Source organism: Chryseobacterium echinoideorum, assembly GCF_007474535.1.
In the GTDB taxonomy this organism is placed as follows: domain Bacteria; phylum Bacteroidota; class Bacteroidia; order Flavobacteriales; family Weeksellaceae; genus Chryseobacterium; species Chryseobacterium echinoideorum.
Window position 1 is genome coordinate 137,582 of sequence record NZ_VKNW01000004.1, and the last position, 16,485, is coordinate 154,066.

At 31.6% G+C, this 16,485-nt stretch carries 19 protein-coding genes; 11 read left to right on the forward strand and 8 right to left on the reverse strand.

The window, feature by feature from the left end:
- Positions 1-61 precede the first annotated feature (61 nt).
- From FOL89_RS06590 to FOL89_RS06600, 3 genes are all read left to right on the forward strand, one after another.
- Complete coding sequence (locus FOL89_RS06590; protein ID WP_144282031.1) at positions 62-343, forward strand: TIGR03643 family protein; 282 nt, start codon at positions 62-64, stop codon at positions 341-343.
- 7 nt (positions 344-350) lie between these two features.
- Positions 351-1,049: an SDR family NAD(P)-dependent oxidoreductase gene (locus FOL89_RS06595; protein WP_144282032.1), complete on the forward strand. Its 699-nt coding sequence runs from the start codon at positions 351-353 to the stop codon at positions 1,047-1,049.
- Between the two features lie 119 nt (positions 1,050-1,168).
- On the forward strand, positions 1,169-1,816 hold the full coding sequence (locus FOL89_RS06600) for a MarR family winged helix-turn-helix transcriptional regulator (protein ID WP_144282033.1): 648 nt from the start codon (positions 1,169-1,171) through the stop codon (positions 1,814-1,816).
- A gap of 67 nt (positions 1,817-1,883) precedes the next feature.
- On the opposite strand, the gene FOL89_RS06605 is transcribed toward FOL89_RS06600, so the two are convergent.
- The gene (locus tag FOL89_RS06605) at positions 1,884-2,495 is read right to left on the reverse strand and encodes a DUF4142 domain-containing protein (protein ID WP_144282034.1); all 612 of its coding nucleotides are present in this window, start codon (positions 2,493-2,495) and stop codon (positions 1,884-1,886) included.
- Positions 2,496-2,762: 267 nt separating this feature from the next.
- On the opposite strand from FOL89_RS06605, the gene FOL89_RS06610 reads away from it, so the two are divergent.
- Complete coding sequence (locus FOL89_RS06610; protein ID WP_144282035.1) at positions 2,763-4,028, forward strand: NAD(P)/FAD-dependent oxidoreductase; 1,266 nt, start codon at positions 2,763-2,765, stop codon at positions 4,026-4,028.
- Positions 4,029-4,051: 23 nt separating this feature from the next.
- Positions 4,052-4,459 (forward strand): hypothetical protein, encoded by a 408-nt coding sequence (locus tag FOL89_RS06615; RefSeq protein ID WP_144282036.1) that lies wholly within the window; start codon positions 4,052-4,054, stop codon positions 4,457-4,459.
- A 170-nt stretch (positions 4,460-4,629) separates the two neighbouring features.
- Here the strand turns inward: FOL89_RS06615 and FOL89_RS06620 are convergent, their stop codons facing one another.
- The 6 genes from FOL89_RS06620 to FOL89_RS06645 form a co-directional block, all read right to left on the reverse strand.
- Positions 4,630-5,229 carry a hypothetical protein gene (locus tag FOL89_RS06620; RefSeq protein WP_144282037.1) on the reverse strand — a complete coding sequence of 200 codons (600 nt, stop codon included), beginning with the start codon at positions 5,227-5,229 and terminating at the stop codon, positions 4,630-4,632.
- Between the two features lie 259 nt (positions 5,230-5,488).
- Positions 5,489-5,872, reverse strand: coding sequence for a hypothetical protein (locus FOL89_RS06625; protein ID WP_144282038.1), 384 nt, complete (start codon positions 5,870-5,872; stop codon positions 5,489-5,491).
- 246 nt (positions 5,873-6,118) lie between these two features.
- On the reverse strand, positions 6,119-7,111 hold the full coding sequence (locus FOL89_RS06630) for an aldo/keto reductase (RefSeq protein WP_144282039.1): 993 nt from the start codon (positions 7,109-7,111) through the stop codon (positions 6,119-6,121).
- A 135-nt stretch (positions 7,112-7,246) separates the two neighbouring features.
- Positions 7,247-8,614: a histidine--tRNA ligase gene (gene hisS, locus FOL89_RS06635; RefSeq protein WP_144282040.1), complete on the reverse strand. Its 1,368-nt coding sequence runs from the start codon at positions 8,612-8,614 to the stop codon at positions 7,247-7,249.
- Positions 8,615-8,847: 233 nt separating this feature from the next.
- Positions 8,848-9,306: an HRDC domain-containing protein gene (locus FOL89_RS06640; protein ID WP_144282041.1), complete on the reverse strand. Its 459-nt coding sequence runs from the start codon at positions 9,304-9,306 to the stop codon at positions 8,848-8,850.
- Between the two features lie 26 nt (positions 9,307-9,332).
- On the reverse strand, positions 9,333-9,665 hold the full coding sequence (locus FOL89_RS06645) for a single-stranded DNA-binding protein (protein WP_144282042.1): 333 nt from the start codon (positions 9,663-9,665) through the stop codon (positions 9,333-9,335).
- A gap of 246 nt (positions 9,666-9,911) precedes the next feature.
- Here FOL89_RS06645 and FOL89_RS06650 point away from each other — a divergent pair, with 246 nt between their 5' ends.
- From FOL89_RS06650 to FOL89_RS06675, 6 genes are all read left to right on the forward strand, one after another.
- Entirely contained in the window at positions 9,912-10,427 is a 516-nt protein-coding gene (locus FOL89_RS06650; protein WP_144282043.1) for a hypothetical protein, read from the forward strand.
- Between the two features lie 166 nt (positions 10,428-10,593).
- A complete protein-coding gene (locus tag FOL89_RS06655) occupies positions 10,594-11,274 on the forward strand; it encodes a hypothetical protein (RefSeq protein WP_144282044.1) in 681 nt (226 codons plus the stop codon).
- 219 nt (positions 11,275-11,493) lie between these two features.
- Positions 11,494-12,093, forward strand: coding sequence for a hypothetical protein (locus tag FOL89_RS06660; protein WP_144282045.1), 600 nt, complete (start codon positions 11,494-11,496; stop codon positions 12,091-12,093).
- Between the two features lie 194 nt (positions 12,094-12,287).
- Positions 12,288-13,577 carry a hypothetical protein gene (locus FOL89_RS06665; protein WP_144282046.1) on the forward strand — a complete coding sequence of 430 codons (1,290 nt, stop codon included), beginning with the start codon at positions 12,288-12,290 and terminating at the stop codon, positions 13,575-13,577.
- A gap of 170 nt (positions 13,578-13,747) precedes the next feature.
- Positions 13,748-14,251, forward strand: a complete 504-nt coding sequence (locus FOL89_RS06670; RefSeq protein WP_144282047.1) for a hypothetical protein — start codon at positions 13,748-13,750, stop codon at positions 14,249-14,251.
- A 237-nt stretch (positions 14,252-14,488) separates the two neighbouring features.
- The gene (locus FOL89_RS06675; protein WP_228444870.1) at positions 14,489-14,971 is read left to right on the forward strand and encodes a hypothetical protein; all 483 of its coding nucleotides are present in this window, start codon (positions 14,489-14,491) and stop codon (positions 14,969-14,971) included.
- A gap of 448 nt (positions 14,972-15,419) precedes the next feature.
- On the opposite strand, the gene FOL89_RS06680 is transcribed toward FOL89_RS06675, so the two are convergent.
- The gene (locus FOL89_RS06680; RefSeq protein WP_144282049.1) at positions 15,420-16,430 is read right to left on the reverse strand and encodes an acyl-CoA dehydrogenase family protein; all 1,011 of its coding nucleotides are present in this window, start codon (positions 16,428-16,430) and stop codon (positions 15,420-15,422) included.
- Positions 16,431-16,485: the final 55 nt, after the last annotated feature.

Consider the following 16,485-nt stretch of genomic DNA (forward strand, 5'->3'; position numbering starts at 1 on the left):
AGTTAGTATTAGAGATGTCATCCTGAGCTTGTCGAAGGATCTCACGAAAAAAGCTATAAAAATGAACAAAAACCTCAACATACAACAAATCGACAGAATCATCGAAATGGCGTGGGAAGACCGAACGCCGTTTGAAGCGATACAATTTCAGTTCGGAGTCAGTGAATCGGAAGTGATTAGACTGATGCGTTTGGAACTGAAAGAATCGAGCTTTAAGCTTTGGAGAAAAAGAGTGAATTCGGGAGTGAGCCAGAAACATCTGAAAAAAAGAAGCGAAGAAATTAATCGCTTTAAATGCAGCAGACAGAGAGTTATCAGCAATAATAAAATTTCTAAAAGATAAATTGAATATGAAAAATATCGTCATCATAGGTTGCGGAAAGGGAATCGGATTAGCAACAGCAAAAATTCTTGCAGAACAACACAAAATCATTGGAATTTCCAAAACGGAAAATCCAGAATTGAATCATCCGAATATTGAATTCCATACAATGGATATTCTTTCGGGAAATTTAAATGAAATCAGCTTTCCGGAAGTTGTGGACGGATTGATTTACGCACCGGGAAGCATTAATTTGAAACCATTTAATCGACTTTCTGTGGATGATTTTAAGAATGATTTTGAAATCAATGTTTTGGGAGCGGTTAAAATGATTCAGAAACTGTTGCCGAATCTTAAAAAGTCGGAAACTGCCTCTGTTGTGCTTTTCAGTTCCGTGGCGGCAAAACTGGGAATGCCTTTTCACGCTTCGATTGCGGCAAGTAAAAATGCGGTGGAAGGTCTTACAAAAAGTCTGGCGGCGGAATTTTCGGCTCAGAAAATCAGGGTCAATGCGATTGCACCTTCTCTAACGGACACGAATTTATCTTCACAGCTATTGGCAACACCCGAGAAAAGAGAAGCTTCCGCGAAAAGGCATCCGTTACAAAGAGTGGGAACGGCTGAAGAAATTGCGGAAATGACGGCTTTTCTTGTTTCGGATAAATCTTCGTGGATCACAGGACAGGTTTTCGGAATTGATGGCGGAATGGGGAGTGTGAAACTTTAACTTTATTGAGAGAGAGTTTGAGAATTTCAGGGTTTTTGAGTTATTACATTGTTAGACTGTTACATTGTTACACTGATAAATTATTACATTATTAAAAATACTTAGATTAAATTTGCGCTATGAATACTGATTTTTTCATTGATTTGCTGCATCAGGTTAAAGAATTTGAAAATTCCGAAGCTTATAAACCTCACTCCAACGTTGAGGATTTCCGACTTTGGCTGAATGATAAAAAATACAGAAAAGAGAGCCCAACCAAGCTTTTTAAAAATGAACAGCATCATGTTTCTTTCACAGAAAATGAAATCTGCAAACAGGTTCTGCTTTTGGGACGATATTCCAAACAATTGATTAGAAAAGGATTGAATGATTTTCCCGAACTCGCCAATGAAGAATTTACCTATCTCTACCGATTGAAAGATGAACCGAATCTGACTAAAATTCAGCTGATTGAAAGAAACGGACACGAAAAACAAACCGGAACCCAAATCATCAAACGTCTTTTGGAATATGGTTTAATTGAAGAAAAAAATGACATCGAAGACAAAAGAAGCAAGCGTCTCAACATCACCGAAAAAGGTGAAGATTATTTCCACCGTTCCGTTGAAAAAGTCAATATGACGTCGAGAATTCTTGCCGGAAAACTGGAAAACAAAGAAAAAACCGAACTTCTGGAGTTACTCAGAAAACTAAATGATTTTCATTCTCATGTATATTCGGAATATAAAAATGAAAATATTTCTAAAATTAATGAAATAATGAAATAAATTAAAAACGTAAAAAACCGTCATCCAATATATTTGAATAACGGTTTTTTTTATAGTGTGATTAAAATTATTTTAACATAGATTTTGCTTTTTCAGCTTCCATCAAATGATGTTCTAAAGTAGAAACAGTATTACTTGCAAATTTTTTAAGAGATGATTCAGTTCCTTCAGCAGCTTGCTTTTTAAATTCAGCAATATCTTTCTTGTGATCTGTAACCATCATGTCAGCGTACATTTTGTCAAATTCCGCTCCTTTCTTCATTTTCAGTTCATCATATTTTTTTTGATGTTCTGCTTTCATTGAAGTCGGCAATGTATAATTATTTGCTGCTGCCCATTTTTTAAGCTCTTCATTAGCCGCACTATGATCTTTTACCATCATTGCTCCTAAAGATTTTGCAGTCTCACTGGAAGCATTGGTTTGTGCTAATTTACCCATCATTACTTCCATCATTCCTCCGCTTGCTGCCGCATCTGCAAACATTTTGTCCTGCGAACTAAGCATTGAGTTTTCTGTTCCCATTGTACCTGCTGCGGCTGCCGAATCATTTAGAGTTGTCATAGAATCAGAATCGGTCATCATCATAGTATCTGTAGAATTGTCTGCTGTAGTTGTTTCTTTTTTGTTGCACGAAACCATAGCCGAAATGGCCAGAACTGTAAGAATTGAATTTTTCATAATATTTTGATTTGGTTGATTAATGTAATTTGTTTTGTGTTTTATTATCAATTTCACTGCCAAATTATCAGAATTATAAAAATAATCAATTATTATAACACATTAACATATATAAAAATAAGATAAATGAAATAAATTACTGTTCTATTATTGAATAATGAAAATTCAAATCATTATTTTATAATGCAAAAATGATAATAAAGTTGTCTTCTTTGGTCTTATTATTGAATCGGTAATAATACACTACTCACATTTATTTCTTATTTTATGAAAAACCATATTGTTATACTTGGAGGAGGTTTTGCCGGAATTAATTTGATAAAAAATATTGCCAATAATAAAAATTTTAAAATAACTCTGGTAGACAGAAATAATTACCATTTCTTCCCTCCCCTCATTTATCAGGTTGCCACAGCCTTTATTGAACCTTCGCACATCAGTTACCCATTCAGAAAGCTTTTTGCGGAGTATGATAACTTTAATTTTCATATGGGAAGTCTGAAAAAAATTAATTCTGAAACCAAGACTATTGAAACCGATAACGGCAGCATAGATTATGATTATCTTGTCATCTGTATGGGAACCGAAACCAATTTTTTTGGTCTGGAGAATGTAAAAAAATGTGCTCTTCCGATGAAAACCATTCATGAAGCGTTATATCTTAGAAATCATATTTTGTTAACCTTAGAAGAAGCATCCAGAAACAAAAATACAGAAAATGCAGAGCGTCTGCAGAATATCGTGATTGCAGGTGGCGGACCTACCGGAGTTGAGCTTGCCGGAATGATTGCAGAAATGGGATCTTATATTGCAGAAAAAGAATATCCGGAGATTCCGCTTAGTCTATCTCATCTCTATCTTGTAGATGCGCTTCCCACTTTATTATCCCCAATGAGTGACAAGGCACAAAGATCAGCTTATGAAAATCTAAAAAAACTGGGCGTGAATATTCTTTTGAATGTCTCCGTAAAAGATTATGTTGACGGAAATGTCATTTTGTCTGACGGCAAAAAAATCCAAACAGAAAGCTTGATCTGGACTTCGGGTGTTATCGGACGAGAGGTTCCAGGTATTCCTGAAGATTCTTTAGGAAAAGGAAGAAGAATTTTGGTGGATGAGTATAACCGTGTTGCTGGTTTTGATAACATATTTGCATTAGGCGACATCTGTCTCCAACTAAACGATAAAGAATACCCTAAAGGACATCCACAAGTTGCCCAGGTTGCCATTCAGCAGGCTAATCTTGCTGCTGAAAACATTCAAAAATTGCGAAATAGACAAAAAATGCAACCATTTATCTATAAAAATAAAGGAAGTATGGCTATTATTTCTAAATTCAAAGCAGTTGTAGATCTGCCGAATTTTTCTTACACCGGATTTTTTGCATGGATTACCTGGCTTTTTGTTCATATCATTCCTTTAACCGGATTCAGAAACAAAATAAGACTGGCATTAGAATGGTTCAGACTATTTATTACCAATAATCCCTCTATTAGAATGATTATGCAACCCGGAAAGAACAATCAATCATAAAAATTAAACTTAAAATAAATATTATGGTCAAAAAATTAATCGCAGGACTGGGAGGAGCTATTGCCCTCAATATTCTGCACGAAGTCATCAGAAAAAACTTTGAAGACGTTCCGCATATTAATGAAGTCGGTGAAGAGGCATTGCAAAAAGCTGCAGAAGCCAATGATATACAATTATCTGATCCTGATACTATTTACGCAGCTACGTTAGCAGGTGATGTGATCAGTAATGCTATGTATTATGCAGGAACAGCAACCAACCACGAAGTGATCAGCGGTATTGCGGCAGGTGTAGGAGCTATTATGCTTCCTGAAAAATTAGGGTTAGACGATACACCTGTTGCTGAAAATAACAAGAAAAAGCTAATGACAATAGGATATTATACATTTGGAGCCATTGTTACTAAATTGATATACAACAGAATAAAATAAATTATAAAGGAACTTTAAGATTTACTCCAAATAAGGGTTAGTCTTAAAGTTCCTTTTTATTTTTATTAATCAAGGGTTGATTAAAATGAAAAATTATCAAGAAAATCACAGATTTTCGGCAAGCCTATTTAAAAGTAAACTATGATGGTGAGTTTAGAAATTATTCGCTATTAGAAATCAATAAGACCTTTACTAAGACATTTCCATTGAATCTTTGAAAATCCAAGCATTCCTCCGAAAGCTACAAATAGATTTCTTAAGCTGTTAAAAAAACCAGAATTAAGATTAGGAAGTTCATTTCTACCATAAATACCTACCTTAATAAACCCTTTATGTTTTGAAACAATAAAAGTGGAAGTTGCTGCATTAGAATAGAAGTGGGCAATTTTTCTGCTCTCAGACGTTTCAGGATTATGAGAAGGTCTGCACTGCATCAGTACTTTACTCTCACTTGCCACATCCAGCATAACAATTTTCACCCAGTCGAAATATCTGCCCTCAATTCCTCCCGCTCCGGGAATATTGATTCTGATGTAATCTCCCACTTCAGGAACCCGTTCTATATTAATTCCTCGGGAATCAAAGAGTTTAAAGTCAGTTTTGCTTTCAGGACAGCATTTTCGCCAGCTATTAATTTCAAAAAGACGTTGCTTGAGAATATTAAACTGAAAATCAAGATTTTCCTGCTTTTCAATATATCTTACACTTTCGGTATCGTGAAAGCTTCCCTTATTATGTTTGGGAACTCCTGAAATATTTTTAGGTTTCATAGCTTTTTATATTAAATGATTGTCCGAAAGTGTAATGTTTAAAAAAAATTCAGATGAATACTCAATAATCATTCTTATGTAAAAATTTCCAACAAAAAATTTGTGGGAAAAATAAATAATCCACCTGTATTATTTTGCAAGACGGATTATTCTAAATATATAAGCCTCAGATGTTTTGATTATTATATTGGTATTTAAGTATTCCCAATGTAGAATAGCGAAAATACTTTAATGTATTAGATCATAAATTTACTTAAGCTTAATGAAAGTTGTAACAAAGTCTGTATACTTCTGTAAAATAAAGATCATTATCTGAAACCTGATTTTTATTCATTAAAATATCATCAGAAACCGGAAATGAATAAACTTGTATTTTATTGACCGGATTTGTTGGTCTGCTGCATTTACAATATTTCTTCTCATGCATTTTATGATCTGATAAACTCACTGTTTTTACAATTGTGTCCTCAAGCATCATAGATTTTTCAAAAGTCTCTTTATCTAATGTAAACCACGGTTCTCCATGATACAAAAAATGATCAGTAACTTCAGGATCATTAATCTGACTAAAATCAGCAGGTGCCGATGAATGATAACCTCCGCATTGCAGGCAGAGTGCTACCTTAATGTTGATTTGTTCCATAAATAATATTTGCTTGGCTATTATATTACAGAATGCATGCCATACAAATGCTTTTACTAAAACAAATTCCTATTATTACAAATGTGAATCATTTATAGCTTATCTGCAGGTAAATAAAATCTGATAAACATCTGATTATGTAATTTCTTCAATAAAAGTATTTCATTATAATGATAATTTCTGGATTTAATCCAAAGTAACTAAAATACCCCTTCGCAAAGGGGTATTTTTCAATATAAATATAATTCAGTACAATGGCAACTGTGCTTTTTCATAAACAAGACCTTGTTCCTGAAGCTCACGCCAAAATTCTTTAGGTATTTCTTTTTTCCAGGCACTGATATTGTCTGTAACCTGATCGGGTTTACTTGCACCGGGAATGATAGAAACAAACTCATCTGCAGCAAGAACAAACTGTAGAGCTGCATCTACAATATCAATATCATATTTAGAAGCTATTGCTGCTATTTTATCTCTTTTTTCGGGCATTCCTTTAGGAATAACCTCTTTATAATTGTATCGGTCTCTGCCATTGATGAATCCCGAATTGTATCCTGCGCCTGAAACAAGTTTTACTCCTGCTTTTTTCACTGCCGGAAGTAATCTGTCAACTGCATCTTCATGCTCCAAAATAGAATATTGGGTTGCCGAAAGGCAGATATCTAGATCGGAAAATTCCAGACAATCTAAAATCGGTTCTATTTTATTAACACCCATTCCCCAAGCTTTTATTAACCCTTCATCACGCAATTCGGACAATACTTTGAATGCTCCTTTTTTTGCCTGCTCCAGGAAGTAAGGATACCTGTCACCTACCTGATCCTCAGATAGATCATGAACATAAACAATATCAATATATCCAAGACCAGTTCGTTGTAAACTGTCTGTTATAGATCTTTTGATGGCATCTGCTGTATAATTGTGTTCAAAATCAAAATTAAGGGGATCTTTCCACATGGTTTCAGGAACTTCAGAAGAAGAAACTTCTTTGAAAAGCCTTCCTACTTTTGTTGAAAATACAAAATCTTCCCTGTTTTTTTTATTTAAAAAATCACCAAATCTTCTCTCACTTTTAGTAAGACCATACCATGGAGATGTATCATAATACCTGATTCCTTCATCCCAAGCTTTTTCCAGAATTTTGTGTGACTGCTCATCTGTTAATTTTTCAAAAGCGGTTCCGATGGCAACACCTCCCAACCCCAGTTCATGTTCTTTTTTTAAAATACTGTTACTCATATTATATTTTTTGTGATGCAGAAATAGTACAAACTTCATGCAGAGTTTTAGAATTGATGTTTTGTTTACAGATAATAAAAAAATCGCCAGCGTAAAAACCAGCGATTTATAATATTGTATATCAGTTCAGATAAATTATCCTAAAAACTCTTCCAGAGAAATTGTTTTCTGCTCTCCTGCTTCAAGATTTTTAAAAGTAACTGTTTTATTTTTTATCTCTTCTTCACCCAAAAAGACCAGATTTTTGATACCTTTTTTTTCAGCATACGTAAACTGTTTTGCTATTTTTGCATTTTCGGGGTAAAGTTCAGCAGAAATCCCCTTCTCTCTCAGCTGTATGATAAGTTTTAATGCTTCCAAAGTCTCTTCGCCTCCAAAATTCGCAAACAGATATTCTACTTTTGATATTGCCTCCTCAGGGAAAAGATTTAACTCTTCCATCACCAGATAAATACGGTCCAGACCAAAAGAAATCCCGATTCCCGGAACATTTTTTACCCCGAAAACTTCGGTAAGATTATCATATCTTCCACCACCGCCAATAGATCCCATCTGTACCTCATCCGCTTTTACTTCAAAAATTGCTCCGGTGTAATAATCTAATCCACGCGCCAAAGTAATGTCAAAAACAAGATTCTGAATATCAACGCCAAGATTTAATGATTGGGTAATGACGAATTCCAATTCTTCAACACCTTTCAAACCGATTTCATTTCCCGCAAACTTTTCTTTAAGCAAAAGAAGATTTTCCAGAGCATCATCAGATTGAGTAAATAAGAAATCAAGTTTATCAATAGATTGCTGAGAAATTTCTCTTTCTAAAAGCTCCTTTACTACTCCATCTTTCCCGATTTTATCCAGCTTGTCTAATGCAACTGTAAAATCAATTAATTTATCTGTAATTCCGGCATATTCTGCTAATCCGGAAAGAATTTTTCTGTTGTTGATGTGAATTGTTACGGAAACTTTCAGCTCCGCGAAAGATTTCAAATATAATTGCACCAATTCTACTTCCTGCCAAAGACTCTCGCTTCCCACCACATCGGCATCACACTGATAAAATTCTCTGAATCTTCCTTTCTGCGGACGGTCTGCTCTCCAAACCGGCTGGATCTGATAGCGTTTGTACGGAAAAGTAAGCTTCCCGTGATTCATCGCTACAAATCTTGCAAAAGGTACGGTTAAATCATAACGAAGAGCTTTATCCGTAAGATTTTCTGAACTGAAAGGCTTGTCTAAAGCTTTCTGAAAATCATTCAGCATTTGAGTTTTTTTGTCCTCTTTCGCCTCATTTATACTGGAATTCAAAATCTTAAAAATCAGACGATCCCCTTCTTCCCCGTATTTTCCTGTCAAAGTAGAAAGATTTTCAAAGCTTGGCGTTTCCAAAGGCTGAAAACCAAACAATTCAAAATTTTTCTGTAAAATGTTGATAATATATTTTCTTCTTGAGACTTCCAAAGATGTAAAATCTCTTGTTCCTTTTGCTAAGCTCGGCTTCATTTGATGAATGATAATTGATGTTTGATAAATGATATAGACTGCAAAAATAAGGATTTGAAAAGACTTTTAAATCAATAAAAGCCGAAGACTGTAATTTCTCCAGCTTTATATCATCATCTGTGTTTATTTTAATTAAAAATTCTATAATTATCCACTTTTAATAATATTGAAATTTTTTAACGAAAAGTCTACAAAGACTTTTATTAGGACTCATTGCAGATATTCAATAAAAATTAAACATTTTCTAAAATCTCAAGAATTTCTTCGCCGTAGTTTTCTATTTTATGCTTCCCGAATCCTTTTATTTCCAAAAGTTCCTGTTTTTTGGCAGGCTTAAATTTAGCAACAGAAATCAGTTCTTTATTGGTGGCGATAAAATAAGTCGGAAGATTTTGTTCTTTTGCTTTTTCGGAACGCCACAATTTCAATGCCTCTAAAATAGCTGCTTCATCATTGGTTAACGATTCATCTTCCGCAGAATATTTTGCTGCTTTGGAATCTTTTACACTTGTCTTGCTAATAGAAGATTCGATGTCATTAAAATACAAAACCACCGACCAAAACTGCTCATCATGAACAAATGCTGTTTCAGTTTTAATGATTTCGTGATTTTCCAGAAACTGATCAATCACTTTTTGGTCTTCATGCAGAAATTCATCTGCAATTCTGATTTTTAAAACTTTTATTTTCATCTCCAATCATTTTTTAAGCCGAGCAATTATTTACTTCCTAAAAGCAGAAGCTCATCTACTCTTATTTCAGTAATATATCTTTTCACGTCATCTTTATCTTCGTATGATCTGTACGTCAGTTTCCCTTCAATAGCGATTTCTTTTCCTTTGGTGACATATTTCTGAAAAATCTCCGCAGTCTTTCCGAAAGCCACCAGATTATGCCATTGCGTTTCTTCTACTTTTTCACCTTTTGCGTTGGTGTAATGATCGTTTGTAGCGAGAGAAACTGAAATTTTCATTCCTCCGTTTTCGAAGGTTACCTTTTCAACTTCTTTTCCTGTGAACCCGATTAAGGTTACTTTGTTTCTTAGTGACATAACTTTTATTTTTTAAGATTAACAATTCAGATAAGAGACGTTCACTTGCTTTCTCAAATCTCTGTTGCAAAGATTCATTAGCCTGGGAAATTTATTCGGTAGAAAACTATTTAAATTCGCTTGTAGTCGTTTGAAAACGGATATTAATTTGAATATGTGTTGATTAAAATTAATTTGTAATTATTGATATTTATAGTGAATTGCGTAAATTTGGATGTTGTAGCCAATACTAAAAGAAACAAACGTATGAAAAAACTATTACTAATTTTATTAATGAATTTTATCTGTTTAAACATTCAAGCACAACAAAAATTGAATGTTCCAGAAAGGTTTCCGACAAATTTTGAAAATAGCTTTACTTTCCCTTTGGGTTCAAAAATTTTATTAGAACTCAAAGAAAAAAAGAATGGAAAATATGAGTATAGCGTAATAAGCATTGAAAAAATTGATGGTTATTATTCTTTTGAAGCTGATAAAAATTTATTTGACGAAAAACCAAAAGAAAACACTGTTGAAATTTATTTTATGGGAGCATATTACAATGATGGAAAAGAAGATAAAGATTGGAAATCGCTTTTGATGATGAGGAATAATATAAAAAGCCCAATAAATTACAAAGCTGACATTAAATATTATTTTAAAGAAGATTTTGAAAACACAAGTATTGTTGGCGCTTTTCCAAATGCTAAAACGAACGAAATTTGGGCACACAAGATTGACTTTATTACATTATATAATTTTGAAAAACTAAAAATAAAGTAAAAAAGTACTGGCTACAACAAGGGTTTTGCAATAGTGGGGCGAAACTGCAAAGTTCAACGGTTGTTCTTCGGTTCAACTTTTGTGGAAAATTGAAGTTTTGTGCTTCGATTGCCCCACCATCGCAAAGCCCCGAAATGTTATCAGCAATTATTTAAAATTAGGGTATATGATTGACTTTATACAAATACTTCTTCAATTTTTATTAATACTAATCGGATTCTATTTAGCATTATTTAAATCATATTTTCAAGAAAAAGGAAAAAATATTGCGACTAAAGAGGATATAGAAGAAATAACACAAAAGGTAGAAAAAATTAAGACTGATTTAAACTATTCAACTCAAAACAAAATAAGTTTAAAATCAGAAGAAAAAAAATCTCTTATTGAGTATTATGAAAAATACTATCAGTTTCAGAATTATCTTTCAGATGTGACTTTAGTTGGGATATACGAAAACAATGAAGAAAAAATTAGAAACATAGAAGAAAAAATTGAGCAATATAAATCAGATTATGATATGGCTTCAGCAAAAATTGAACTTTTGATTGATAATTTTGAGTTTATCCAAAAAACCCGTGAATTAAAATTACAAACAATTAAATACAATAGTTTGATTTCCGAATATATCGGCAATATTGAAAAACTTTTCATAGAAGTAAGAAGTGTTCTAAAATTAGTTTCATTAAGTGAGCAAAAAGAAAAGATTAAAGAATTATATAAACAACGATCAGATTATTATAAAGAATTAAATGATAAAAAATTAGAACATTATAAAATTCAATACGAAATTGAAAATAAAATTAGACAAGATATATATGATATGTTACAAAAACATATTATAGTATAACTGCAGATAAAATAGTATTGCCAAAAAAGCGGGGTTAAAGAACTTCTTTGAGCGTTTAGTGAAAATAGTCGTAAAAAATTCCCACCTTTTTCAAAGAAATTAGTAAGTTTGAAAAAGAGAAAAATTTTTGCTTCGTGAAGTGCTTCTTTTGAAATCTCGGTTATAAAAAGCCCGCCCTTCGCAAATACTTTTCCGTTAGGCGATATTTTACCAAAGCGTATGTTAAAACAAATTCTGTATTTTGTAACAATTTTATTTTCTTTAATTTCTTGCAAGGAAAATTTTGAAAAACTGCCTGAAAAATACAGGAGTGATGAATATTTATTAAAGCAAATAAAACCCAATTCAAAAATTCAATATTGGCAAATAGATTATGTTACTGGATTTACTCCAGATAAGATTTTTTCAAGTGGAAATATAAAATTGAGTAAACAGATTCCGAAACCTGAAAATCAAAATCTAGGAGGATTTTTTACTGGATGTCAACCTTTATATTGTAATTATAGAATTTTATATATCGAAAATAATAAATGGAATTTTGTTCAGAATAAAAATGAATTAAAAGAATTCATTAATAAAATTGATAATGAATACGAAGCATTTCTAATTGCAAGGATTAATGATTATGATATCGATTCAAATTCAAAAGGGAATGGGTTTGAAAAAACTAAATATGGATACAAACTCAAAGTGATGATTTATAATAGTTGTCCAGAGACAAAACAAAGTTATATTGTAACAGTGGATAAAAATGGAAAACTGAATAAATTAAAAGATTTAGGATTTTATTTAAAAAGGGGAGATTGCATAGTCTATTAAAAAAACATCGCCTAACATTGTATTGGCAAAAACAGGCGTTCGTGGTGACAGAAACTTTTCTGCTCCGAATAAACATTAATCTTAACTTTAAAGATGCTGCTCCGCAAGACCCCGAAACCTTTAATTTTATATTAATCACCATATAAAGAATGTATAAATTTTCATTAATCATATTTTGTTCAATTTCAACTTTTGTGAATGCGCAACTTAATCTTAGGTTTCCTTTGTTTTCTGATTCTATTAATGACAATTATTTTTTAAATTATGGAGTTAGTTTATGTAATCCTAAAGATGGGAGCCTTGAGGAAGCATTAAAGTTCCAGCAAAATGATAATCTAAAGAACAATCCAAAAAATCTAAACTATCTACAATATTTAATTAATTTTCAAACCGAAGGGAAAGTGGCTACATTTGAAAATATAGAAAAATCTCAATTATCCGAAAAAGAAAGAGATGTTTTAAAATTGTGGTTATTTTCAGTAACTAAGAACGATGATGACTTTGATAAAAAATTATATGAAAATCAAAATAAATATCCGAATGACATTGAGTTAAAGAAAATCGAAATAAGAAAACAATTACAAGATCGTCAGGATTTAATTCATACAGAGATTGATTTTTCAAATATAATACAAAATATTAATAAAATAATTGTTAATAATAAGCTTTCTAAGAATGATGAAATTCTTTTTAACTTATTAAAATTAGATTGTGAATATTATGAAAATACAGATACCGAATCTATGAAGACTGTAAGAAACAAAATTATGAATGAATATTCAAATTTTTGGAAAAGTTACAAATCCTTTTTTAATGATAAATATGCCAAAATTAATTTCAAACTTAAATCTAATAATTCTGCTCACTATTTTGAACTCACAAATGAAGATGAACCAAACGATGAAATTTTTGAAGATTATTTATTTGTAATGTATGGTAATCCTATTCAGGATATAGTTGGAAGTGACAACAAAAAATACATAGCTTTTTTACAAACTAATCCATTTTATTATGGAGAATGGAATGAAGGATTAAATTTAGCAACTGTGGAAAAGAATCCAAGTCCCAAAAAGGTAAAAAATTACTCTGATTTTATACTCAATCTAAAAAAAATTGAAAATACGATAAATAAATTTCCTGGAGCGGTGGGTCCAAAGTATGCGTATATTGATGCACTTATTGAGAATAAAGAGATCATTTACAATCAAAATCCAAATGTTTATCTAACTAAATTCTTAATAAAAATAATTGATATTTTTTCAATAGATCAAAGAGCAAATCTTGAAAACCATTTTACCTATTTTAGGGATATTTTAAAAGAAGATATTTCTAGTACAAAATTCAACGAATATTACAAGTTAATATTTCAAAGCGTAAAGAAAAGTAATGAAACGGAAATTGATAATTATTTAATTAATATAGAGAAAAAGTTTCCTAATAACATAAATCTAAAAGCTATGATTGATAAATTTCATAAACTTTAAAAAAACTGCAGCTAATAAGGTTTTTTGCATCAGGCTGGATGAGATGCAAAATTCAAGTGTAGTTTTTCAAATGAGCTTTATATAATATCAGCTTTTGTGCTTCGATTTCCTGCCCGAACGCAAAGCCAGAAAACGTTATACAATATATTAAAAAACGACATCATAAGAAAATGAATATAGAAAATTTTCAATTTGAATTAATTACAGTCAACACACAAAATGACTTATTTGATGTACTGAAACCAATTATTCATTACAAAAATTCTCGTCGCCATAAAACTAAAATCGTATTAAGTAAGGAAGAATGTGAAGAAACTAAAATCTCTTGGCGACTAAGAAAATATATCAGACCTGTGATATATGATGGTTTAGATTTCACTCCAATGTCGGCAAAAGATAGACTAACAGATGAAATAACAGCGGAAAAAATCGCAAAGTTTCTTAATGATGATTTTGTTTTTGATTTTGAATATGAACCTAATGAAAATGATGAAATAAGAATGGAAATTCAATATGTAATAGAAAACATAAATGGTAAAATTATACGACCTTACATTAATTATTTTGTTTCTTTTTTATATAATGGTAAAAAATGGATAGTAAATAAAGGCTTTGACCATATTCATAATCATTACGAAGAATTTAAAGAAGGAATTGTAAAATACATCGTATAACAGGCGTTTGGCAAGATTGCGAATTTTGTGGTAAATTCACGTTTACATTTCGCAAGAAATTTTATTTTTCGCAGAAATCAATCGATTCCAGACTTCGCAACCTAGCAAAGCCGAGAACCGTTAGCAAGCTTAAAAATCAACATTATGCACAAACGATTTTTTCAAAAACGTAAATCTGACGGAATTTCCAAAATTGAATATTGGAAAAAATGGGAGATATTTGAATTGTTTGACGAGTTGCATAAAGCAGAAAATTTTCTGATTGATATTTTAGATAAAAAAAATAATGACGAACTCATTAAATTCAAGAACGAATTTATTGAAGAGCTATATGAAATTGAAGGAGATAATGTTGCAGACTTCACAAGAATTTGGGAATGGTTTAAACCCGCAAAAGAATGGGAAATTTTGCTTGGTGATAAAGGACAAAAAATTGGACGCAATGTTTTTCGTATTACTGACCAGTGGAAAAGAAACCAAGACTTCTTATTAGGAACAAAAGTTTTACTTCATAATAAATTTGGTGTTATAATAGATAAAAGTGATGGCAGAAATGAATATGGTTTAATTAGATGGGATACTGAAAAAGAAAATGACTTTGAGGATTGGCGAGATTTGTTTGAAAGCTTTTTGCAAGCAGGCGGAGAAATTATCAATCAAGACTATGAATTTAAATTTATAAATAATGATGGGACTAAAAAAAATATCAAAACATTTTAGTTAGATTAAAAACTTTCCACGAAACGTTAAAACATAAAAACTATATTCCTAAACGTATATGAAAAGTAAAAATTTGTTATTTATTTTCTTATAAAAATCTTACAGATCGAGAAATTGCAAAAGAAGTATTACATAATGATTTAATCGAAATAGAGAGCTCGTATGAAGATTTACAATTTGACACAATCATCGTTGATTCATATAAAATTGTTGGTTCAATTAAAGAATTTCCAGCAAAAGAGCTCCTGATTGAAAAACAATGGTATTATTCAATAAGTAAACCTTTTCAAGATGAAATACTGAATACAAGTGGACAAAGTATAAATATTCAAAAAGATATTTCCAAACTTTTTTCTAAAGAGGATCTAATAAATTATTGGATAGAATTAGTAAATCAATAAATATATCCACAAAATGTAATGCAAAATTTTAAATGACTTAATCCCTTTTAAAACTCTCTCCTGAAATTAGCATGCTGCGTTGCGGTAAAATAATCACAAAAAACCTGATAAACCGCAGAATCCGTATGACTCGCCTTAATTCCTAACTGAAAATAAATGTCCAAAAACTGATGCGATAAACTTTCAACCAAATCGGATGAATAAGTGTGAATTTCATCTTGTTTTTCAGAAATAATTAACTTAGAGTTATTTAACAAAAATTCAATTTCATCCGCAAATGCAAAAACCTGTTCCATTGCTTCTTCTATTTTTTTATTAAATAAATCTAAGTTTAGATGTGGTCGAATTTTAACCGCTTCTTCTGCAAAGTGAGAAGCCATTCCAAGATAGTTGACCAATAAAGTCAGATCCGCAAAAATCCTGAACGGAATTTTATCTAAAACATCATCCGTAAAAAACTCATCGTACACAAAACTGTAATCTTCGGAAACTTTTACATTTTCAATTTTAAAAGAATATGTTCCGGTCGCTTTCATGCCCATTGATTTCCAATTCGGGATAATTTCAGCCTGATTTTTAGAAATAATAAATGATCTGATCATTTCGTTTCCTGATTCATCCAGCAAAGGAATTCCATTCTCGGTAAGCTTTGCATTCAGTGTAAAATGGCTTAAATGTGGCGCTCCGGTTGCAAAATGCCAAAGTCCGCTGATTAAAAAAGTTCCGTCAGTTTGTTTTTCGGCAGTTCCGCCAATCATTCCGCTTCCTCCGAAACAGGTGGTAACATCAGCAAAAAGTTTGCTTGCGATATGAGGTTTTAAATTTCTTGAAAAAAAATTAGCTCCCGAACATAAAGTCAGCATCCAACCCAGACTTCCATCAATTTTTGACCAATTGAAAAGCACTTTTAAACCCTGATTCAAGCGTAATCCCAATCCGCCATATATTTTGGGAACCCAAATCTGAAGCAGTCTTTCCTGATGAATTTGCTCAATAATTTCAGCAGGAACTTCTGAAACTTGTTGCATTTTAATTCTGATTTCCTGAGGTATCAACATTTCTTTTAAATTAGTATGGATGGATTTTAATCATTTTTTTGAAAATTTTTATGAT